The sequence below is a fragment of the Streptomyces sp. NBC_01476 genome, assembly GCF_036227265.1.
GTDB lineage: Bacteria > Actinomycetota > Actinomycetes > Streptomycetales > Streptomycetaceae > Actinacidiphila.
In genome coordinates, this window is sequence record NZ_CP109446.1 from 1,295,479 (window position 1) to 1,315,411 (window position 19,933).

The 19,933-nt window shown below is 72.9% G+C and carries 16 protein-coding genes and 1 pseudogene; 1 reads left to right on the forward strand and 16 read right to left on the reverse strand.

All coding sequences use genetic code 11. The features are described from left to right. Nucleotides 1-207 precede the first annotated feature (207 nt). The 6 genes and pseudogenes from carB to pyrR all read right to left on the reverse strand — a co-directional run bounded on the left by carB (nucleotide 208) and on the right by pyrR (nucleotide 8,555). The gene (carB, locus tag OG552_RS05640) at nucleotides 208-3,519 is read right to left on the reverse strand and encodes a carbamoyl-phosphate synthase large subunit (protein WP_329130086.1); all 3,312 of its coding nucleotides are present in this window, start codon (nucleotides 3,517-3,519) and stop codon (nucleotides 208-210) included. Continuing rightward, entirely contained in the window at nucleotides 3,512-4,675 is a 1,164-nt protein-coding gene (carA, locus tag OG552_RS05645; protein ID WP_329130087.1) for a glutamine-hydrolyzing carbamoyl-phosphate synthase small subunit, read from the reverse strand. The genes carB and carA overlap by 8 nt, the downstream gene beginning before the upstream one ends. 203 nt (nucleotides 4,676-4,878) lie before the next feature. Continuing rightward, nucleotides 4,879-5,430, reverse strand: a pseudogene (locus tag OG552_RS05650) (PH-like domain-containing protein); the annotation flags it as partial. Further along, a complete protein-coding gene (locus OG552_RS05655; protein ID WP_329130088.1) occupies nucleotides 5,427-6,719 on the reverse strand; it encodes a dihydroorotase in 1,293 nt (430 codons plus the stop codon). The gene OG552_RS05655 and the pseudogene OG552_RS05650, both read right to left, overlap by 4 nt. 2 nt (nucleotides 6,720-6,721) lie before the next feature. Beyond that, nucleotides 6,722-7,717, reverse strand: coding sequence for an aspartate carbamoyltransferase catalytic subunit (locus OG552_RS05660; RefSeq protein WP_329130089.1), 996 nt, complete (start codon nucleotides 7,715-7,717; stop codon nucleotides 6,722-6,724). A gap of 103 nt (nucleotides 7,718-7,820) precedes the next feature. Beyond that, nucleotides 7,821-8,555: a bifunctional pyr operon transcriptional regulator/uracil phosphoribosyltransferase PyrR gene (gene pyrR, locus OG552_RS05665; protein WP_329130090.1), complete on the reverse strand. Its 735-nt coding sequence runs from the start codon at nucleotides 8,553-8,555 to the stop codon at nucleotides 7,821-7,823. 197 nt (nucleotides 8,556-8,752) lie between these two features. Here pyrR and bldD point away from each other — a divergent pair, with 197 nt between their 5' ends. Beyond that, the gene (gene bldD / locus OG552_RS05670; RefSeq protein ID WP_329130091.1) at nucleotides 8,753-9,253 is read left to right on the forward strand and encodes a transcriptional regulator BldD; all 501 of its coding nucleotides are present in this window, start codon (nucleotides 8,753-8,755) and stop codon (nucleotides 9,251-9,253) included. Between the two features lie 163 nt (nucleotides 9,254-9,416). Here the strand turns inward: bldD and fusA are convergent, their stop codons facing one another. The 10 genes from fusA to aroC form a co-directional block, all read right to left on the reverse strand. Then, entirely contained in the window at nucleotides 9,417-11,474 is a 2,058-nt protein-coding gene (gene fusA, locus OG552_RS05675) for an elongation factor G (protein ID WP_329130092.1), read from the reverse strand. 345 nt (nucleotides 11,475-11,819) lie between these two features. Continuing rightward, nucleotides 11,820-13,280, reverse strand: coding sequence for a pyridoxal phosphate-dependent decarboxylase family protein (locus OG552_RS05680; RefSeq protein ID WP_329130093.1), 1,461 nt, complete (start codon nucleotides 13,278-13,280; stop codon nucleotides 11,820-11,822). Nucleotides 13,281-13,375: 95 nt separating this feature from the next. After that, entirely contained in the window at nucleotides 13,376-13,801 is a 426-nt protein-coding gene (gene nusB, locus OG552_RS05685) for a transcription antitermination factor NusB (RefSeq protein WP_329130094.1), read from the reverse strand. A 2-nt stretch (nucleotides 13,802-13,803) separates the two neighbouring features. Beyond that, nucleotides 13,804-14,370, reverse strand: a complete 567-nt coding sequence (gene efp, locus OG552_RS05690) for an elongation factor P (RefSeq protein ID WP_329130095.1) — start codon at nucleotides 14,368-14,370, stop codon at nucleotides 13,804-13,806. 56 nt (nucleotides 14,371-14,426) lie between these two features. Next, entirely contained in the window at nucleotides 14,427-15,539 is a 1,113-nt protein-coding gene (locus tag OG552_RS05695; RefSeq protein WP_329130096.1) for an aminopeptidase P family protein, read from the reverse strand. Nucleotides 15,540-15,672: 133 nt separating this feature from the next. Beyond that, nucleotides 15,673-16,380 carry an AAA family ATPase gene (locus OG552_RS05700; protein WP_329130097.1) on the reverse strand — a complete coding sequence of 236 codons (708 nt, stop codon included), beginning with the start codon at nucleotides 16,378-16,380 and terminating at the stop codon, nucleotides 15,673-15,675. Nucleotides 16,381-16,630: 250 nt separating this feature from the next. Further along, the gene (aroQ, locus tag OG552_RS05705) at nucleotides 16,631-17,071 is read right to left on the reverse strand and encodes a type II 3-dehydroquinate dehydratase (RefSeq protein WP_329130098.1); all 441 of its coding nucleotides are present in this window, start codon (nucleotides 17,069-17,071) and stop codon (nucleotides 16,631-16,633) included. Then, nucleotides 17,068-18,174, reverse strand: coding sequence for a 3-dehydroquinate synthase (gene aroB, locus OG552_RS05710; protein ID WP_329130099.1), 1,107 nt, complete (start codon nucleotides 18,172-18,174; stop codon nucleotides 17,068-17,070). Before aroB ends, aroQ begins: the two co-directional genes overlap by 4 nt. Continuing rightward, the gene (locus OG552_RS05715; protein WP_329130100.1) at nucleotides 18,171-18,701 is read right to left on the reverse strand and encodes a shikimate kinase; all 531 of its coding nucleotides are present in this window, start codon (nucleotides 18,699-18,701) and stop codon (nucleotides 18,171-18,173) included. Before OG552_RS05715 ends, aroB begins: the two co-directional genes overlap by 4 nt. Further along, nucleotides 18,698-19,882 (reverse strand): chorismate synthase, encoded by a 1,185-nt coding sequence (aroC, locus tag OG552_RS05720; RefSeq protein WP_329130101.1) that lies wholly within the window; start codon nucleotides 19,880-19,882, stop codon nucleotides 18,698-18,700. Before aroC ends, OG552_RS05715 begins: the two co-directional genes overlap by 4 nt. Nucleotides 19,883-19,933 lie beyond the last annotated feature (51 nt).

The window sequence follows — 19,933 nt, forward strand, 5'->3', positions numbered from 1 at the left end:
GCACCGTCCTGCGCGGTCGCGGCCACGCGGCGGCAGCCGCACAGGAGATGCAGCCCCGCGCCCCTGGTAGGCACCGTCCTGCGCGGTCGCGGCCACGCGGCGGCAGCCGCACATCACGCACCCCCCGCCCGGGGGGCACCGGCGCCCGCCAGGGCACCCCGCGGGAGGCGGTCTGGCGGCGCATGGCGCGAAGGCACCCCGGGGAGGTCACCGGAGGCGGGATGCCGTGAGGCGCTGGGCGTGCTCCTGCAAGGAGCGAACCCCGATATCGCCACGCGTCAACGCATCGATGCCCTGGACCGCCGCCGCCAGCGCCTGGACGGTGGTGAGGCACGGCACCCCGCGGGCCACCGCCGCCGTGCGGATGTCGTAGCCGTCGAGCCGCCCGCCCGTGCCGAAGGGGGTGTTGACGATGAGGTCGACCTCCCCCTCGTGGATGAGGGTGACGACGGTGGGTTCGCCGTCCGGCCCCACCCCCTCGCTCTGCTTGCGGACGACCCGCGCCTCGATGCCGTTGCGCCGCAGGACCTCCGCCGTGCCGGAGGTGGCCAGCAGCTCGAAGCCGTGCTCGATCAGCGCGCGGGCCGGGAAGATCAGCGCCCGCTTGTCGCGGTTGGCCACCGAGACGAACGCGCGCCCCTTGGTCGGCAGCGCCCCGTACGCACCCGCCTGGGACTTGGCGTAGGCCGTGCCGAACACCGCGTCGATGCCCATGACCTCACCGGTGGAGCGCATCTCCGGGCCGAGTACGGTGTCCACGCCGCGGCCCTGCACATCGCGGAAGCGGCTCCAGGGCAGCACCGCCTCCTTGACCGAGATCGGTGCGTCCAGCGGCAGTTCACCGCCGTCCCCGGTGGCCGGCAGCAGCCCCTCGGCCCGCAGTTCCGCGACGGTCGCGCCCAGCGAGATCCGGGCGGCGGCCTTCGCCAGCGGCACCGCGGTCGCCTTGGAGGTGAACGGCACCGTCCGGGACGCGCGCGGGTTCGCCTCCAGGACGTAGAGGATGTCGCCGGCCAGCGCGAACTGGATGTTGATCAGCCCGATCACCCCGACCCCGTGGGCGATGGCCTCGGTCGAGGCCCGCAGCCGCTTGATGTCATGGCCGCCGAGGGTGATCGGCGGCAGCGCGCACGCCGAGTCGCCGGAGTGGATGCCGGCCTCCTCGATGTGCTCCATCACGCCGCCGAGATAGAGCTCGTGGCCGTCGTAGAGCGCGTCCACGTCGATCTCGATGGCGTCGTCGAGGAACCGGTCGACCAGCACCGGCCGGTTGGGCCCGATCTCGGTGGACTCGGCGATGTACGAGGCCAGCCGGGTCTCGTCGTAGACGATCTCCATGCCGCGCCCGCCGAGCACGTAGGAGGGCCGGACCAGGACCGGGTAGCCGATCTCGTCGGCGATCGCCTTGGCCTCGGGGAAGGAGATGGCGGTGCCGTGCTTGGGCGCGGGCAGGCCGGCCTCGGCGAGCACCCGGCCGAAGGCGCCGCGGTCCTCGGCGAGGTGGATGGCCTCCGGGGAGGTGCCGACGACCCGCACCCCGTTGTCCTTGAGCGCCTGGGCCAGGCCGAGCGGGGTCTGGCCGCCGAGCTGCACGATGACCCCGGCGACCGGTCCCGCCAGCTCTTCCGCGTGCACGATCTCCAGGACGTCCTCCAGGGTGAGCGGCTCGAAGTAGAGCCGGTCGGAGGTGTCGTAGTCGGTGGAGACGGTCTCGGGGTTGCAGTTGACCATCACGGTCTCGTACCCGGCGTCGTGCAGCGCGAAGGAGGCGTGCACGCAGGAGTAGTCGAACTCGATGCCCTGGCCGATCCGGTTGGGCCCCGAGCCGAGGATGATCACCGCGGGCCGCTCGCGCGGCGCGACCTCGCTCTCCTCGTCGTAGGAGGAGTAGAAGTACGGCGTGCGGGCGGCGAATTCGGCGGCGCAGGTGTCGACCGTCTTGTAGACCGGGCGGATGCCCAGAGCGTGCCGCACCTCGCGGACGACCTCCTCGCGCAGGCCCCGGATGCCGGCGATCTGCGCGTCGGAGAAGCCGTGCCGCTTCGCCTCGGCCAGCAGTTCGGGCACCAGCCGGTCGGCGGCGGCCAGTTCGTCGGCGTACTCCTTGATCAGGAAGAGCTGGTCGACGAACCAGGGGTCGATCCGGGTGGCCTCGAAGACCTCTTCCCGGGTGGCGCCGGCCCGGATGGCGAGCATCACGGTGTTGATCCGGCCGTCGGTGGGGACCGCGGCCTTCGCCAGCAGTTCTGCCGTGTCGCCTGGCGGGGTGACGAAGTCGAACTGCGAGCCCTTCTTCTCCAGCGAGCGCAGCGCCTTGTTGAGCGCCTCGGTGAAGTTGCGGCCGATCGCCATGGCCTCGCCGACGGACTTCATGGTGGTGGTGAGGGTGGCGTCGGCGGCCGGGAACTTCTCGAAGGCGAACCGCGGCACCTTGACCACCACGTAGTCCAGGGTGGGTTCGAAGGAGGCCGGGGTCTGCTCGGTGATGTCGTTGGGGATCTCGTCGAGGGTGTAGCCCACCGCGAGCCGGGCGGCGATCTTGGCGATCGGGAAGCCGGTGGCCTTGGAGGCCAGCGCGGAGGACCGGGAGACCCGGGGGTTCATCTCGATCACGATGACCCGGCCGTCCTCGGGGTTCACCGCGAACTGGATGTTGCAGCCGCCGGTGTCGACGCCGACCTCGCGGATCACCGCGATGCCGATGTCCCGCAGGATCTGGTACTCGCGGTCGGTGAGGGTCATCGCCGGCGCCACGGTGATCGAGTCGCCGGTGTGCACGCCCATGGGGTCGAAGTTCTCGATGGAGCAGACCACGACCACGTTGTCGTGCTTGTCGCGCATCAGCTCCAGTTCGTACTCCTTCCAGCCGAGGATGGACTCCTCCAGCAGCACCTCGGTGGTGGGCGAGAGGGTCAGTCCCTGGCCGGCGATCCGGCGCAGCTCCTCCTCGTCGTGCGCGAAGCCGGAGCCGGCGCCGCCCATGGTGAAGGAGGGGCGGACCACCACCGGGTAGCCGCCGAGGGTGTCCACGCCGGCCAGCACGTCCGCCATCGAGTGGCAGATCACCGAGCGGGCGGACTCGCCGTGCCTGATCTTGGCGCGTACCGCTTCGACGACACCCTTGAAGAGCTCGCGGTCCTCGCCCTTGTTGATCGCCTCGACGTTGGCGCCGATGAGTTCGACGTCGTGCTTGGCGAGTACGCCGTTCTCATGCAGGGCGATCGCGGTGTTGAGCGCGGTCTGGCCGCCGAGGGTGGGCAGCAGCGCGTCGGGCCGCTCCTTGGCGATGATCTTCTCGACGAACTCCGGGGTGATCGGTTCGACATAGGTGGCGTCGGCGATCTCCGGGTCGGTCATGATCGTGGCCGGGTTGGAGTTGACCAGGATCACCCGCAGGCCCTCGGCCTTGAGCACCCGGCACGCCTGGGTGCCGGAGTAGTCGAACTCGGCGGCCTGGCCGATGACGATCGGGCCGGAGCCGATGACCAGGACGGACTGGATATCGGTGCGCTTAGGCACGCTGGGCTCCCTGATCTGTCATGAGCGTTACGAAGCGGTCGAACAGGTACGCGGCGTCGTGCGGGCCGGCCGCCGCCTCGGGGTGGTACTGGACGCTGAAGGCCGGTCTGTCGAGCAGCCGCAGCCCCTCGACCACGTTGTCGTTGAGGCAGACATGGCTGACCTCGGCGCGGCCGTACGGGGTGTCGCTGACCTGGTCGAGCGGCGCGTCCACGGCGAAGCCGTGGTTGTGCGCGGTGACCTCCACCTTGCCGGTGGCGCGGTCCTGCACCGGCTGGTTGATGCCGCGGTGGCCGTACTTGAGCTTGTAGGTGCCGAAGCCGAGGGCCCGGCCGAGCAGCTGGTTGCCGAAGCAGATGCCGAAGAGCGGGGTGCCGCGCTCCAGCACCGCCTGGATGACGGTGAGGTCGGCGGTGGCCGGGTCGCCGGGGCCGTTGGAGAGGAAGACCCCGTCCGGGGCGACCGCGTAGACCTCCTCGGCGGTGGCGGTGGCGGGCAGGACGTGCACCTCGATGCCGCGCTCGGCCATCCGGTGCGGGGTCATGCCCTTGATGCCGAGGTCGAGGGCGGCGACGGTGAAGCGCTTGGGGCCGATGGCGGGGACCACGTACGTCTGACCGGTGGCGACCTCGGCGGACAGGTCGGCGCCGGTCATCTCGGGGGCCTGGCGGACCCGGGCCAGCAGGGCGGCGTCGTCGGCCGGGCCGGCAGCAGGGCCGCCGAGCGCGGGGCCGGAGAAGATGCCGACCCGCATGGCACCGCGTTCGCGCAGGTGGCGGGTGAGGGCGCGGGTGTCGATGCCGCTGATGCCGACCACGCCCTGGGCGGTGAGTTCGTCGTCGAGGGTGCGCCGGGAGCGCCAGTTGGACGGGACGCGGGCGGGGTCGCGCACCACGTAGCCGGCCACCCAGATGCGGCCGGACTCGGCGTCCTCGTCGTTGACGCCGGTGTTGCCGACGTGCGGGGCGGTCATCACGACCACCTGGCGGTGGTACGAGGGGTCGGTCAGCGTCTCCTGGTAGCCGGTCATACCGGTGGAGAAGACCGCCTCGCCGAAGGTCTCCCCCCGCTTGCCGTAGGCGCGGCCGCGGAAGGTGCGGCCATCCTCCAGGACGAGTACGGCGGGCTCGGTGGCCGCGCGGGTGGAGGTCGTCATCGTGCGCCTTCCTTGTTGTGCTGGGCGGGGTGCTGGGCCGGTTGCTGGGCCGGGTGCTGGGCGGTGCGCCCGGCGTCGAGCGCTGCGGCGGGGCGGGGTGCGGCCTCGTCGCCGCCCGGTTCTGTGCCGGTGTCGGTGCCGGTGCCGGTATCGGTATCGGTATCGGTGTCGGTGTCGGTGAAGACCACCGCCCGCTCGCCGCTGAGGGCGTTGATCCGCTCGACCCAGGCGGGGTGCTCGGCGGCGTGGTCGGAGCGGAAACCGGAGTCGATCAGGGTGTGCCCGTGCTCCCAGGTCACCACGAGCAGTCCGCCCTCGGTGAGCACCTTCCCCGCGATGGCCTTGTCGAGCCGGGCACCGCGCAGCGCGGCGGCGGGCACGAAGAAGCCGGGGGCGCCGGTGCGGTCCACGTCCAGGCCGTCCTCGGTCAGGGTGAGGCGGACCTTGCTGCGTACGCCCAGGCCGTGGGCGACGATCCGGTCGAGCCACTGACCGGCGGTGGTGCTGCCGTGGTAGCGGCCCTCGAACTCCAGCAGCGCAGGGCCGGTCTCCTCGGGGCCCTGCGGCAGTGCGGGCAGGCCGCCCTGGAGGGTGCGGCGCCACTGCCAGCCCTGCCGCATCAGCCAGTAGACGAGGGCGACGACCAGCGCGAGACCGACGATCCAGCCGATCCGGTCGGTCAGGTCGGTGACTTTGGCGGAGTGCTTCTCCGCGGCCTGCAGGGTGACCGCAGGCAAGAGGTTCGAAGGTGTCACTGGAGCTTCCCGTCCATGACCGTCCCGTGGCCCCGCAGGAAGGTGGCGAACACCCGGCCCGGCAGCTCGCGGCCCGCGTAGGGGGTGTTGCGGCTGCGGGAGGCGAAGCCCGCGGGATTGACCGTTCCACGGTATGCGGGATCGAGCAGCACGAGGTTGGCGGGTTCGCCCACCGCGACCGGGCGGCCGTGGCCGCCGAGCCGGCCGATGGCCGCGGGCCGGGACGACATCCGGTCCGCGACGCCCGCCCAGTCCAGCAGCCCGGTGTCGACCATGGTGTGCTGCACCACCGACAGGGCGGTCTCCAGGCCGACCATGCCCATGGCGGCGGCGGCCCACTCGCAGTCCTTGTCCTCGTGCGGGTGCGGGGCGTGGTCGGTCGCGACGCAGTCGATGGTGCCGTCGGCGAGCGCCTCGCGCAGCGCCACCACGTCGGCCTCGGTGCGCAGCGGCGGGTTGACCTTGTAGACCGGGTCGAAGGAGCGCACCAGTTCGTCGGTGAGCAGCAGGTGGTGCGGGGTGACCTCGGCGGTGACGTCCCAGCCCTTGGACTTGGCCCAGCGGACGATCTCCACCGAGCCGGCCGTGGACAGGTGGCAGATGTGCACCCGGGAGCCGACGTGCGCCGCCAGCAGGACGTCGCGGGCGATGACGGACTCCTCGGCGACCGCGGGCCAGCCGGTCAGGCCCAGCTCGCCGGAGACGACGCCCTCGTTCATCTGGGCGCCCTCGGTGAGCCGCGGTTCCTGGGCGTGCTGGGCGACGACCCCGCCGAACGCCTTCACGTACTCCAGGGCGCGGCGCATGATCACCGCGTCGTCCACGCACTTGCCGTCGTCGGAGAAGACCCGCACCTGGGCCGCGGAGTCGGCCATGGCGCCCAGTTCGGCGAGCTGCTTGCCGCCGAGGCCCACGGTGACCGCGCCGACCGGCTGCACGTCGCAGTAGCCGGACTCCTTGCCGAGCCGCCACACCTGCTCGACCACGCCGGCGGTGTCGGCGACCGGGAAGGTGTTGGCCATGGCGTGCACCGCGGTGTAGCCGCCGACGGCGGCGGCGCGGGTGCCGGTCAGCACCGTCTCGGAGTCCTCCCGGCCGGGCTCGCGCAGGTGGGTGTGGAGGTCGACCAGGCCGGGCAGCAGCACCATCTCGCCGCCGGCCTCGACGGTGGTGGTGACGCCCTCGCCGGACAGGCCGGTGCCGATCGCGGCGATGGTCTCGCCGTCGATCAGCACGTCCCGGGGCCCGCCGCCGAGGATTTTCGCACCGCGGATCAGGATCTTGCTCATCGTTACTTGCTCTCCTCGGTGCGGGCGGGCTCGGTACGGGCGGGCTCGGGTGCGGTGGAGATGGCGGGTTCCGAGCCGCCGAGCAGCAGGTAGAGCACCGCCATCCGGGTACTGACGCCGTTGGCGACCTGCTCGACGGCGGTGCAGCGCGGCGAGTCGGCGACCTCGGCGGTGATCTCCATGCCGCGGTTCATCGGCCCGGGGTGCATCACGATGGCGTGCTCGGGCAGCGCGGCCATCCGGCTGCCGTCCAGGCCGTAGCGGCGGGCGTACTCGCGCTCGGTGGGGAAGAAGGCGGCGTTCATCCGCTCCCGCTGGACCCGCAGCATCATCACCGCGTCGGACTTGGCGAGCACCGTGTCCAGGTCGTAGGAGACCTCGCACGGCCACTGCTCGATGCCGATGGGCAGCAAGGTGGGGGGCGCGACCAGGGTGACCTGGGCGCCGAGCGTGGTGAGCAGCGCCACGTTGGAGCGGGCCACCCGGCTGTGCAGCACGTCGCCGACGATGGTGATCCGGCGGCCGTCGAGGTCCTTGCCGACGCCGGACAGGTGGCGGCGCATGGTGAAGGCGTCGAGCAGCGCCTGGGTGGGGTGTTCATGGGTGCCGTCGCCTGCGTTGACCACCGAGGCCCTGATCCAGCCGGAGGTGGCCAGCCGGTGCGGGGCGCCGGAGGAGAAGTGGCGGATGACCACCGCGTCGGCGCCCATCGCCTCCAAGGTGAGCGCGGTGTCCTTCAGGGACTCGCCCTTGGAGACCGAGGAGCCCTTGGCGGAGAAGTTGATGACGTCGGCGGACAGGCGCTTGGCGGCGGCCTCGAAGGAGATCCGGGTCCGGGTGGAGTCCTCGAAGAAGAGGTTCACCACGGTCCGGCCGCGCAGGGTGGGCAGTTTCTTGATCGGCCGGTCGGCGACGCGGGCCATCTCCTCGGCGGTGTCGAGTACGAGGAGGGCGTCGTCGCGGGTGAGGTCGGCGGCCGAGATCAGATGGCGCTTCACAGGGTGCTCCGGGGGTGCTGGGCGGGCCGTGGGGTGCGGGCGGAGGGCGGAAGGAGGGCACGCGGAACCGCCGGGCCCCGGTACGGGGGCCGGCGGTGGTGCGCTACAGGTCCGCCGGCCCTCCCGCGGGCGAGGACGCGTCCTGGGGCCGGCTCTTCTGGCCGAGCAGCACGCTGTCCCGGCCGTCCTCCTCGGTGAGCTGGACCCGGACGGTCTCGCGCACCGACGTGGGCAGGTTCTTGCCCACGTAGTCGGCCCTGATCGGCAGCTCGCGGTGGCCGCGGTCGACCAGGACGGCGAGCTGTACGGCACGGGGGCGGCCGATGTCGTTGAGGGCGTCGAGGGCGGCGCGGATGGTGCGGCCGGAGAAGAGCACGTCGTCGACGAGGACGACCAGCCGGCCGTCGATGCCCTCGCCGGGGATCTCGGTGCGGGCCAGCGCGCGCGGCGGGTGGAGCCGCAGGTCGTCGCGGTACATCGTGATGTCGAGCGAGCCGACGTCGGTGGCCCGGCCGGTGATCCCGGCGAGCTTGGCGGCGAGCCGGCGGGCGAGGAAGACTCCACGGGTGGGGATGCCCAGCAGCACCACGTCGTCGGCGCCCTTGGCGCGTTCGACGATCTCGTGGGCGATGCGGGTCAGCACCCGGGCGATGTCGGGGGCTTCGAGCACCGGGCGGGCGGCTGCGGGGACGGCACCGTGCTCGGCGTGGTCACTCCGGTCACTGAGGTCACCGGGGCCGCTGTGGCCCTCGCGGACCGTGCGCTCGTCGTGCTCGTCGCTGATGCGGTCCTGGATGCTGCGGTCGCCGTTACGGTCCTTGCTGCGGTCTTCGACCATGGGTCGGGGACCTCCTTCCCCGCCTCACAGGACGGGCATTAAAGGACGTCAGGGGTACCCCGCAACCGTATCAGGTGGGGACGGCTCGGGGCGGAGCGGCCCTGGTCAGAGACCAGTCGGACCCTTCCGGCTTGACGAGCCCGGATTACGCTGCGTAACCTCACAGTGAGTCACCGAGTTTCCGTCCGGGGAGCCATATGTCCAGCGATTACGCCAAGCAGCTCGGAGCCAAGCTCCGCGCCATCCGCACGCAGCAGGGACTGTCTCTGCACGGTGTCGAGGAGAAGTCCCAGGGCCGCTGGAAGGCAGTGGTCGTGGGCTCCTACGAGCGCGGGGACCGCGCCGTGACCGTGCAGCGCCTCGCCGAGCTCGCCGATTTCTACGGCGTGCCGGTCCAGGAGCTGCTGCCGGGCACCACCCCCGGCGGCGCCGCGGAACCGCCGCCGAAGCTGGTGCTCGACCTGGAGCGCCTCTCCCAGGTCCCGCCGGAGAAGGCCGGTCCGCTGCAGCGGTACGCGGCCACCATCCAGAGCCAGCGCGGTGACTACAACGGCAAGGTGCTCTCGATCCGCCAGGACGACCTGCGCACCCTCGCGGTGATCTACGACCAGTCGCCCTCGGTCCTCACCGAGCACCTGATCGCCTGGGGCGTCCTGGACGCGGACGCCCGCCGTGCGGTCCAGCCCGAAGAGGCGTGAGTCCGCGCTTCGCCCGATAACTGCAGAAACGTCCCGCCGCCCGGGGCGGCCCCCTTTCGGGGCCGTCCCGGGCGGCGGCTTTCTGAGCCGCCGGCCCTGCGGGTGCCCTGCCGGTGCTCCGTCGGTGCTTCTGCCGGTGCTCCGTCGGCGCCCTGCGGGCCTCCTACCGGACCGGCGCGGGGGCGTAACCGGCCGGCCGGGTGGTGAAGGTGCCGCGGCCCCGGGTGCGGCTGCGCAGCCGGGTCGCGTAGCCGAAGAGCTCGGCCAGCGGCACGGTCGCGGTGATCACCGCGACCCCGCCCCGCACCGTCGAGCCGGAGACCCGGCCGCGCCGGGCCGCCAGATCGCCCAGGACGCCGCCTGCGGCGTCCTGGGGCACGGTGACCGTCACCTCGGCCACCGGTTCCAGCAGGGCCATGGCACTCGCCCTGAGGGCCTCCCGCAGCGCGAGGCGGCCCGCGGTGCGGAACGCCGTCTCCGAGGAGTCCTTCGGGTGGGTGGCCCCGTCGGTCAGCGTGACCCGCACCCCGGTCACCGGGTGCCCGCCCAGCGGCCCCTCGACCAGCGCGTCCCGGCAGCCCGACTCGACCGCCCGCACGTAACTGCGCGGCACCTTGCCACCGGTCACGGCGGACCGGAAGACGAAGCCGGCCGCCGGGTCCAGCGGCTCCACGTCGAGGACGACATGGGCGTACTGGCCGGCGCCGCCGTCCTGCTTGACGTGCCGGTGGAGCAGCCCGCTGACGCCGCGGGCGACCGTCTCCCGGTAGGCCACCCGCGGCCGGCCGACGCTCACGGCCAGCCCGTGGTCGCGGCGGATCCTCTCCACCGCGACCTCCAGATGCAGCTCGCCCATGCCGGACAGCACGGTCTGCCCCGTGCCGCCGTCCCCGCCGTCGGTCCGCACCACCAGCGAGGGGTCCTCCTCCACCATCCGGGCCAGCGCCGTCGCCAGTCTGCCGGTGTCGGAGTTCCGGGCCGCCTCGACCGCCACCGAGACCACCGGTTCTGCCGTGCCCGGCGGTTCCAGTACCAGCGGCTGGTCCGGAGCGCAGAGGGTGGCACCGGCGCGGGCCGCCTTCACCCCGGCGACCGCAACGATGTCCCCGGCCACCGCGACGTCGAGTTCGGTGTGCCGGTCCGCCTGCACCCGCAGGATGCGCCCGATCCGCTCGGTGCGCCGTGCGCCGGCGTCGAACACCGTGTCCCCCTTCCGCAGCGTCCCCGAGTACACCCGAAGACTCGTCAGCCGCCCGGTGGCGGTCGCGGTCACCTTGAACACCAGCCCCGCGAAGGGCGCTCGCGGGTCGGCGGCCCGCTCCCGCACCTCGCCGTCGAACATGCCGCGGACCGCCGGCACGTCCAGCGGCGACGGCAGGTAGGCCACGGCCGCGTCCAGCAGCGGCTCGATGCCGCGGTTGCGGTACGCCGATCCGCAGAGCACCACCACGGCTTCGCCGGTACGGGTCAGGTCGCGCAGCGCCGCGGCCAGCGTCCCGGCGGACAGCGAACCCTGGGCGCAGAACTCCTCCAGCGCCGCCGGGTGGAGTTCGGCGACCGCCTCCGTCAGCAGCCGGCGGCGCCGGTGTGCCCGCGCCAGCAGCGCGTCGGGCACCGGGCCCTCGGCAACGGCCGCGTCGCCGTCGCCGTCGGCCCAGACCAGCGACCGCAGGCGCACCAGGTCCACCACACCGGTGAAGCCGCCCTCGCGTCCGATCGGCAACTGGACCGCCAGCGGCGCCGGGTGGAGCCGCCGCCGGATCGACTCGACGGCCGCGTCGAAGTCGGCGCCGGCCCGGTCCAGCTTGTTGACGAAGGCGATCCGCGGCACCCCGTGCCGTTCCGCCTGCCGCCATACCGACTCGCTCTGCGGTTCTACGCCCGCGACGGCGTCGAAGACCGTGATCGCACCGTCCAGCACCCGCAGCGAGCGCTCCACCTCGTCGGCGAAGTCGACGTGCCCTGGGGTGTCGATCAGGTTGATCCGGTGGCCGTCCCAGTCGCAGCCGACGGCGGCGGCGAAGATGGTGATGCCGCGGTCGCGCTCCTGGGAGTCGAAGTCGGTGACGGTCGTCCCGTCGTGCACCTCGCCGCGCTTGTACGTGGCGCCGGTGACGTAGAGGATCCGTTCGGTGAGGGTGGTCTTGCCGGCGTCCACATGGGCGAGGATGCCCAGGTTGCGGACGGCGGAGGCGGTGGGGAGAGAGAGGTTGCCGCGCACGGCCCTGGCCTTTCAGGTGATCCTGGAAGAGCGGGAGGAGGGCGCGCGATTCCCGTGCCGGACCGCCGGGAAGCAGGCGGAGGTACGGCCCCTGGGCGTCGTGGCGTCAGACGGGCAGGGGGCGGACGGTCGTCACGGGGTCCGGGGCCGGCCGCGCAGCCGGCGCCGGGCGGACGAAGACACCAGGATCACCTTGTGCCGTGACGGGGGGACAGCGGCAGCGGTGCGGTGGCGCATGACCGGTCTCCCCCTCGCTCGTCAGGCGCGCCCCGCGAAGCGGCGGGTGGCGCGCGTTGTCGTGACGAGCGTAGGGAAGGCACCGGGCCACAGCACCTGGTTTTCCGTTCAGCGCGTGTAGAGCCGGGAGACGACCTCCGGCAGCAGCCGTTCGGTCAGGCGGGGCGGGAGCGCCTGCAGGACGGCCAGGACGGGGGCCATCCGCTCCGGGAGCGCGCCGTCCGGGGCGACGCCCGCCACTTCCAGGGCCAGGGCCACCTCGGCGGGCCCGAGGGTGTCGGGGTCCAGGGCGGCGGCGAGTTCCACGATCCCGGGGTCCGCCGCGGCCGGGCCGAGGGCACGGGCCCGGACGGTGGCCGCGGCGAGTTCGCCGAGGAGTCCCGCGATCCGTTCCGGGGTGGCCACCGCGGCGGTGACGGTGAGATGGAGATTGGCCGGGGACTCCCCGAAAGCGGGCTGCGGCTGGAGGTACCAGCCGCGCAGCCGCATCTCGTCGGCGACCACGAAGGGGTCGAGCCCGGGGTCGTCCGAGGCGACCGCGACGAGCGAGGCGTCCGGTTCGCCGAGGACCCGCAGACCGTCGATCCGGCCGATGCCTTCGATCAGCTGACGGGTCGCCAGATGGACCCGCCGGGCGAGTTCGGTGTAGCCCACGGCGCCGACCCGCTGCAGCACCGCCCACGCCGCGGCCAGCGGCCCTGCCGGCTTGGTGCCCTGAAGGGTCGCGTTGACCACCGGGTAGCCGGGCCAGGAGGCGTGGGCGAACCAGCCGTGCCGGCGCAGCTCCGCGTCCCGGAAGAGCAGCACCGACGCGCCTTTGGGCGTGTAGCCGTACTTGTGCAGGTCGACGGAGAGCGAGGTCACTCCGGGCACCGCCAGGTCGAACGGCGGCGGTTGCGGGATTCCGGCGGCCAGCCGCCGGTGCCCGAGGTACCAGCCGCCGATGCAGGCGTCCACATGACAGAGCACACCGCGTCCGGCCGCCGCGGCGGCCACCTCGGTCACCGGGTCGACGACCCCGTGGGCGTAGGACGGAGCGGAGACCACCACCAGCGCCGTACGGTCGGTGAGCGCCGCCGTCATGTCTGCCGCGGCCGGACGGAAGGTGCGCGGGTCCACCGGTACGGAGACCACGCGCAGGCCGAAGAGCCGGGCCGCTTTGTGGAAGGCGGCGTGTGCGGTGACCGGCAGCACGATCTCCGGCGCGGTCACCCCGCGCACGCGCTCGGCGTACTCCCTGGCGGTCAGTACGGCCAGCAGGCAGCTCTCCGTGCCGCCGCTGGTGAAGGTGCCGGCCGTCGCCCGCGTGCCGCCGAGCAGTGCCGCGGCCTGTCCCACCACGTCGTTCTCCAGCGTGACCACGCTCGGGAAGACGGTCATGTCCAGGCCGTTGACGCCGGCGAAGACCGCCTGGGCGCGGGTGGCCAGCTCATCGAGACCGGCCAGCCCGGAGTCGTAGACATAGGCCATGGTCCGGCCGCCGTGCACCGGCAGGTCGGCGGCCCGCAGCGCGCCGAGCCGGGCCAGGAGGATGTCGTCGTACGGGGCGGAGAGGTGTTCCTGCGGCATGGGCCGGAATCTAGGCCAGCGACAGCGACACACACCAGGCCCGAAGCAGAATATTGTTCATCTTCTGCTGTCGGGCCTGGTCAGGGCGGTATCGGCTACCGCTTGAGGGTCGGCTTCAACTCCAGCAGCCGGCCCAGCAGTCCGTTGACGAACGACGGCGAGTCGTCGGTGGAGAACTCCTTGGCGAGCTGAACCGCCTCGTCCACCACGACCGCGTCCGGGACGTCGTCCTCCCAGAGCAGCTCGTAGGTGCCCAGGCGCAGCACGCTGCGGTCCACCACCGGCATCCGGTCCAGCGTCCAGCCGACCGCGTAGCCGGAGAGCAGCTCGTCGATCCGCCGGGCGTGTGCCTCGTACCCCTCGACCAGCTGCGTGGTGTACTCGGTGACCGGCGGCTGCCGGTCGTCGGTCCGGGCGAGCCGGATCCAGTCCGCCATGACGGACGTGGGGGCTGCACCCCGCTGTTCCGCCTCGAACATGATCTGGAAAGCGCGCGTGCGGGCCTTGTTCCGGGCAGCCACGGTTAGCTGTTCACCCGGCCGAGGTAGTCGCCGGTACGCGTGTCGACCTTGACCTTTTCGCCGGTGGTGATGAAGAGCGGGACGCCGATCTCGTAGCCGGTCTCCAGCCGGGCCGGCTTGGAGCCGCCGGTGGAGCGGTCGCCCTGCACACCCGGCTCGGTGTACTCGATGACGAGTTCGACGGAGGCGGGGAGCTCGATGTACAGCGGGGAGCCTTCGTACATCGCGACGACGGCCTCGAACCCCTCCAGCAGGTAGTTGGCGGCGTCGCCGACCACCTCGGGGCTGACGTTGATCTGGTCGTACGTCTCGGTGTCCATGAAGACGAAGTCGGCGCCGTCCTTGTAGGAGAACTGCATGCCGCGCTTGTCGACGTTGGCCGTCTCCACCTTCAGCCCCGCGTTGAAGGTCTTGTCGACGACCTTCCCGGAGAGCACGTGCTTCAGCTTGGTGCGCACGAAGGCGGGGCCCTTGCCGGGCTTGACGTGCTGGAATTCGACCACGGTCCAGAGCTGGCCGCCGTCGAGCTTGAGCACGAGGCCGTTCTTGAGGTCGTTCGTGGTGGCCACGGTTGCGGAATCTCCTGAAAGTGCTGCTTCGGGACCAGGGATTCCCGCACCCGCTGCTACAGGGCGAGCAGTTCCTTGGTCGTGATGGTGAGTAGTTCGGGTCCGCCGTCCGCCGGGGGGCGTACGACGAGCGTGTCGTCGATGCGAACCCCGCCGCGGCCCGGAAGGTGGACTCCCGGTTCGACGGTGACCGGCACGCAAGCGTCCAGTTTACCCATGGCCGCAGGTGACAACCGAGGGTCCTCGTCGATTTCCAGGCCCACGCCATGGCCGGTCCAGGGGGCGAGGCCCTCGGTGTGGCCGGCCGCGATGAGCGGCTGCCGGGTGGCCCGGTCGACGTCGCGGCAGGCCACACCGGGTGCGAGGGCCTCGCGGCCGGCCCGCTGGGCGTCGAAGACCAGCTCGTAGAGCTCGATCTGCCAGGAGGCGGGAGCGGTGCCGATCACGAAGGTCCGGCCGACCTCGCAGCGGTAGCCCCGGTAGCGGGCGCCGAGGCGGACGGTGAGGAAGTCGCCCTCCTCCACCCGGCGGTCGGTGGGCAGGTGGCGGGCCATGCCGGAGTGCGGGCCGGTGCCGACGGAGGTGGGGAAGGCGGGGCCTTCCGCGCCGTGGTCGACCAGCCGGCGCTCCAGCTCCAGGGCGAGGTGGCGTTCGGTCCGGCCGACCAGGATGGACTCCAGCAGTTCGCCCAGGGCCTGGTCGGCGATCTCGGCTGCTATCCGCAGCGCGGCGATCTCGTGCTCGTCCTTGACCAGGCGCAGGTGCTCGACGGCTCCCGCGAGGTCGGTGAGCGCGATGCCCTCGGTGACCGTGCGCAGTGCGCGGTGGCGGGTGACGGTGAGGTGGTGCTCCTCGACCGCGAGGGAGTCGGCGCGCTGCTCGCGGGCGAGTTCGGCGGCGGCCACCGCGGCGTCGCCGTCCGGGCTCGGCAGGACGACCGAGCGCAGGTCGTCCGGCGGCTGACCCTGCTCGGGGTCGTCGTCCGGCGGCGGACGCAGGTGGACCAGGGTGTCCTCCGGGCCCGGGCCGACCAGCAGCGCGGCGCCCTGCGGGGCACAGCCCGTGAGGTAGCGGACGTTGGCGGCGCCGGTCACCAGGGCAGCGGTGACCCCGGTGGCCGCGCACCGGTCGCGCAGCCGGGCCCTGCGGGTCGTATGCACGTCGGCCATGGCCCGAGCGTAAGGCTTGAGCCGCGGCGGGACGCGGCGTTGTACGCCTGACCGGGGTACCCCGCGCCACCGGGGCGGGCGGCGGCGTGCGGCTGCGTACGGCGGCCTGCGGCGGCGTGCGGAAAGGATTCGGCTACCAGGGCGGCGGAGTCTGCGCGGCCCGGGCCACCACGCGGTCCAGCGCGGCGGCGGCCGACGGGATGTCGAGCTGGGAGTTGTCGATGATGGGGAGCCCGGAGCCGTACCAGCCGGCCATGCGGCCGTGGATGCGGGCCACCTCCTCGTCGGAGAGGCGGCGGTTGCCGGTGCGTTCTGCGTTGCGGGTGAGGACCACGTCGAGGCCGGGGAGGAGGACCACCGGGAGCAGGCCGGGGCCCACATGCCGCTGCCAGCCGCCGAGGCCGACCGCGGGCCGGTCCGGGAAGACCGCGTCGTCGATGATGCAGGAGACCCCGTTGGCCAGGAAGTTCCGCGCGGCGAAGCCGCAGGTCCGCCGGGCCAGCCGGTACTGGGCCTCGGAGTGCTCGTTCCAGCCCGCCTGCGGATCGGCGAACCCCGAGCGCACCCACTCGCGTACGTCGTCCAGGCTGATGTGCGCGGTCGGCGCGCCCCGGTGCTCCGCCCAGTGCCGCGCGACCGTGGTCTTGCCCGCACCGGCCGCGCCGATCAGCAGCACCGCTATCGGCCCCTGCGCCGCGCCGGGGAGCGAGCCGCCGGTGTGCGGGGCGGGCACCTGTACGGGCGCGGGCGCGGAGAGCGGGAAGTGCCCGGTGGTGCTGCCGCCCTGCCCTGGCCGTGGGGTGGGGCCACCGGGTTGCGGCGCCCCCACAGCGTGCTGCATCTCGCCCCACTCCATCCCGTACCGGGGGTTCCGCGAACCCCTGCCGACCGCTGACGTCCGCCGCCGACTCCTGTCGGCGGCTTGCCGACGGCTTGTCAGCGGCTTACCGGCGGCGTGCCGACCCGCTCATGACCGGCGGGTAACGCCGCTCGACACCGAACGGTACATGCCCGGGGCGGTCGTTGTGTGAACGCCCGGGCACCACCGCGGGTGCCCGGGCGGGACACGTCGCCCCGCCGGGCGCCCGTGGCTACGCGGGCAGCTCTTCGGCGAGTGCCCTCAGGGCCAGCCGGTAGGAGCCGATGCCGAAACCGGCGACGGTGCCGGAGGCGACCGCGGCCACCACCGAGGTGTGCCGGAACTCCTCACGGGCGTACGGGTTGGAGATGTGCACCTCGATCAGCGGCGCGGTGCGCTGGGCGGCCGCGTCCCGCATCGCGTACGAGTAGTGCGTGAAGGCGCCGGGGTTGAGCACCACCGGGATGCGCCCGTCGGCGGCCTCGTGCAGCCAGCGGATCAGCTCGCCCTCGTCGTTGGTCTCGCGGACCTCGACGTCGAAGCCGAGTTCCGCCCCGGTCTTGCCGCACTCCGCGACCAGCCCGGCGTACGAGGTGGCACCGTAGACGTCCGGCTCGCGGGAGCCGAGGCGGCCGAGGTTGGGGCCGTTGAGCACCAGGACCGGGCGGCTCACGCGGACACCTCCCCATAGGCGGCCAGCAGCACCGCGGGGTCGGGTCCCTCCAGCACCGTCGGCTTGGCGAGGGCGTCGAGCACGATGAAGCGCAGCCGGTCGCCACGGGACTTCTTGTCCAGCTTCATGTTCTCCACCAGCTTGGGCCACTGGTCGCCGCGGTAGCTCAGCGGCAGCCCGACCGACTCCAGCACCGTGCGGTGCCGGTCGGCGGTGGCGTCGTCCAGCCGGCCCGCCAGCCGGCCGAGTTCGGCGGCGAAGACCATGCCGACCGAGACCGCCGCGCCGTGCCGCCAGTTGTAGCGCTCGTTGCGCTCGATGGCGTGCGCGAGGGTGTGGCCGTAGTTGAGGATCTCCCGGAGCCCGGACTCCTTGAGGTCGGCGGAGACCACCTCGGCCTTGACCCGGATGGCGCGCTCCAGGAGTTCCGCGGTGTGCGGGCCGTGCGGGTCGCGGGCGCCGGCCGGGTCGGACTCGATCAGGTCGAGGATGACCGGGTCGGCGATGAAGCCGGCCTTGATGACCTCGGCGAGACCGCTGATGTAGTCGTTGGCCGGCAGCGAGTCGAGGGCGGCGAGGTCACAGAGCACCCCGGTGGGCGGGTGGAAGGCGCCGACCAGGTTCTTGCCCTCTGCGGTGTTGATGCCGGTCTTGCCGCCGACCGCCGCGTCCACCATGCCGAGCACGGTGGTGGGGACCGCGATCCAGCGCACCCCGCGCAGCCAGCTGGCGGCGACGAAGCCGGCCAGGTCGGTGGTGGAGCCGCCGCCGACGCCGACCACGACGTCGGTGCGGGTGAAGCCGGTCTGGCCGAGCGCCTTCCAGCAGTAGGCGGCGACCTCGGCGGTCTTGGCCTCTTCCGCGTTGGGCAGCTGGATGGCGATGGCCTGGTAGCCCTGCTCGGCCAGGTCCTCACGGATCGCCTCGCCGGTGCCGGCCAGCGCCTCGGGGTGGAGCACGGCCACCCGCATCGCCTTCGGACCGATCAGTCCTGGCAGTTCACCCAGGAGCTGGTGGCCGATGAGGACGTCGTACGCTTCGGTGCCCGCGCTGCCGCCGACCTCGATCCGCAGCGGCGGCGCTGCCTGGGGGTTGGTGCTCATGCGTCCTTCAGTTGGAGTGCGTCGAGGACGGCGGCGGCCACGTCCTCGGGGGTGCGGTCGTCGGTGCTGACGACGGCCCGGGCGACCTCGGTGTAGAGCGGGCGGCGCTGCTCCATCAGCTCGCGCCAGCGCTGCCGGGGGTTGACGGCGAGCAGCGGGCGGGGCGCGTCCAGGCCGACCCGGCGGACGGCGTCGTGCAGGCCGACGTCGAGGAAGACCACCGGCACACCGGCCAGCAGCGCCCGGGTGCCCTCGTCCAGGACGGCGCCGCCGCCGAGCGAGAGCACGCCGTCGTGACCGGCCAGCGCGTCGCGGACGGCGGTACGTTCCAGCTCGCGGAAGTGGGGTTCGCCCTCGTCGAAGAAGATCTCCGGGATCGGCTTGCCCGCCGCCTCCTCGATGTCGGCGTCGGTGTCGCGGTAGGTCAGGCCGAGGCGTCCGGCCAGCACCCTCCCGACGGTGGTCTTGCCGGCGCCGGGGGGGCCGACCAGGACGACGGCGGGCGGTCCGCCCGCGGCGGCGGTCACCGGATGGCCAGGTGGTCGAGGAAGTCCCGCACGCTGCGGCGGGTCTGGGCCACCGAGTCGCCGCCGAACTTCTCGGCGACCGCGTCGGCGAGCACCAGGGCGACCATCGCCTCGGCGACGATGCCGGCCGCGGGGACAGCGCACACGTCGGAGCGCTGGTGGTGGGCCTGGGCGGCCTCGCCGGTGGTGACGTCGATGGTGGCGAGTGCGCGCGGCACCGTCGCGATGGGCTTCATCGCGGCGCGCACCCGCAGCACCTCGCCGGTGCTGATGCCGCCTTCGGTGCCGCCGGAGTGGCCGGTCGAGCGGCGGACCCCGTCGGCGGTGGGCACGATCTCGTCGTGGGCCTGTGAGCCCGGCACCCTGGCCAGGTCGAAGCCGTCACCGACCTCGACGCCCTTGATGGCCTGGATGCCCATCAGGGCGCCGGCCAGGCGGGCGTCGAGCCGCCGGTCCCAGTGCACGTGCGAGCCGAGGCCGACCGGCACCCCGTAGGCCAGCACCTCGACCACACCGCCGAGGGTGTCGCCGTCCTTGTGGGCCTGGTCGATCTCGGCGACCATCGCCTTGCTCGTGTCGGCGTCCAGGCAGCGCACCGGGTCGGCGTCCAGCCGGTCCTGGTCGGCGGGCACCGGCACGACACCGTAGGGCGCCCGGGCCGTGGCGAGTTCCACCACGTGGGAGACGATCTCGATGCCCGCGGTCTCCTTGAGGTAGGAGCGGGCGACGGCGCCGAGCGCGACCCGGGCCGCGGTCTCACGGGCGCTGGCCCGCTCCAGCACCGGACGGGCCTCGTCCAGGTCGTACTTCTGCATGCCCGCCAGGTCGGCGTGGCCGGGGCGCGGCCGGGTCAGGGGCGCGTTGCGGGCGAGTCCGGCGAGGATCTCCGGGTCCACCGGGTCGGCCGCCATGACCTGTTCCCACTTGGGCCACTCGGTGTTGCCGACCATGATGGCGACCGGGCTGCCCATGGTGAGGCCGTGCCGCACTCCGCCGAGGAAGGTCACCTCGTCGCGCTCGAACTTCATCCGGGCGCCGCGGCCGTAACCGAGCCGCCGCCGGGCCAGCGCGTCCGCCACCATGTCCGTGGTGACGGGGATGCCGGAGGGCAGACCCTCCAGCGTCGCGACGAGTGCGGGGCCGTGCGACTCCCCCGCGGTCAGCCAGCGCAACCTGCTCAACGGTGCTCCCTCGACTCGGCCCCGGGTTCCGTCCGCTCCCGTGTGGCGTCC

Coding starts and splice junctions, on each gene's coding strand:
- carA (WP_329130087.1), bottom strand. CDS start 4,675: ATGACGACCTCCACCCGCGCGGCCACCGAGCCCGCCGTACTCGTCCTG.
- OG552_RS05655 (WP_329130088.1), bottom strand. CDS start 6,719: ATGAGCAAGATCCTGATCCGCGGTGCGAAAATCCTCGGCGGCGGGCCC.
- pyrR (WP_329130090.1), bottom strand. CDS start 8,555: ATGGTCGAAGACCGCAGCAAGGACCGTAACGGCGACCGCAGCATCCAG.
- bldD (WP_329130091.1), top strand. CDS start 8,753: ATGTCCAGCGATTACGCCAAGCAGCTCGGAGCCAAGCTCCGCGCCATC.
- OG552_RS05680 (WP_329130093.1), bottom strand. CDS start 13,280: ATGCCGCAGGAACACCTCTCCGCCCCGTACGACGACATCCTCCTGGCC.
- OG552_RS05695 (WP_329130096.1), bottom strand. CDS start 15,539: ATGGCCGACGTGCATACGACCCGCAGGGCCCGGCTGCGCGACCGGTGC.
- OG552_RS05700 (WP_329130097.1), bottom strand. CDS start 16,380: ATGCAGCACGCTGTGGGGGCGCCGCAACCCGGTGGCCCCACCCCACGG.
- aroB (WP_329130099.1), bottom strand. CDS start 18,174: ATGAGCACCAACCCCCAGGCAGCGCCGCCGCTGCGGATCGAGGTCGGC.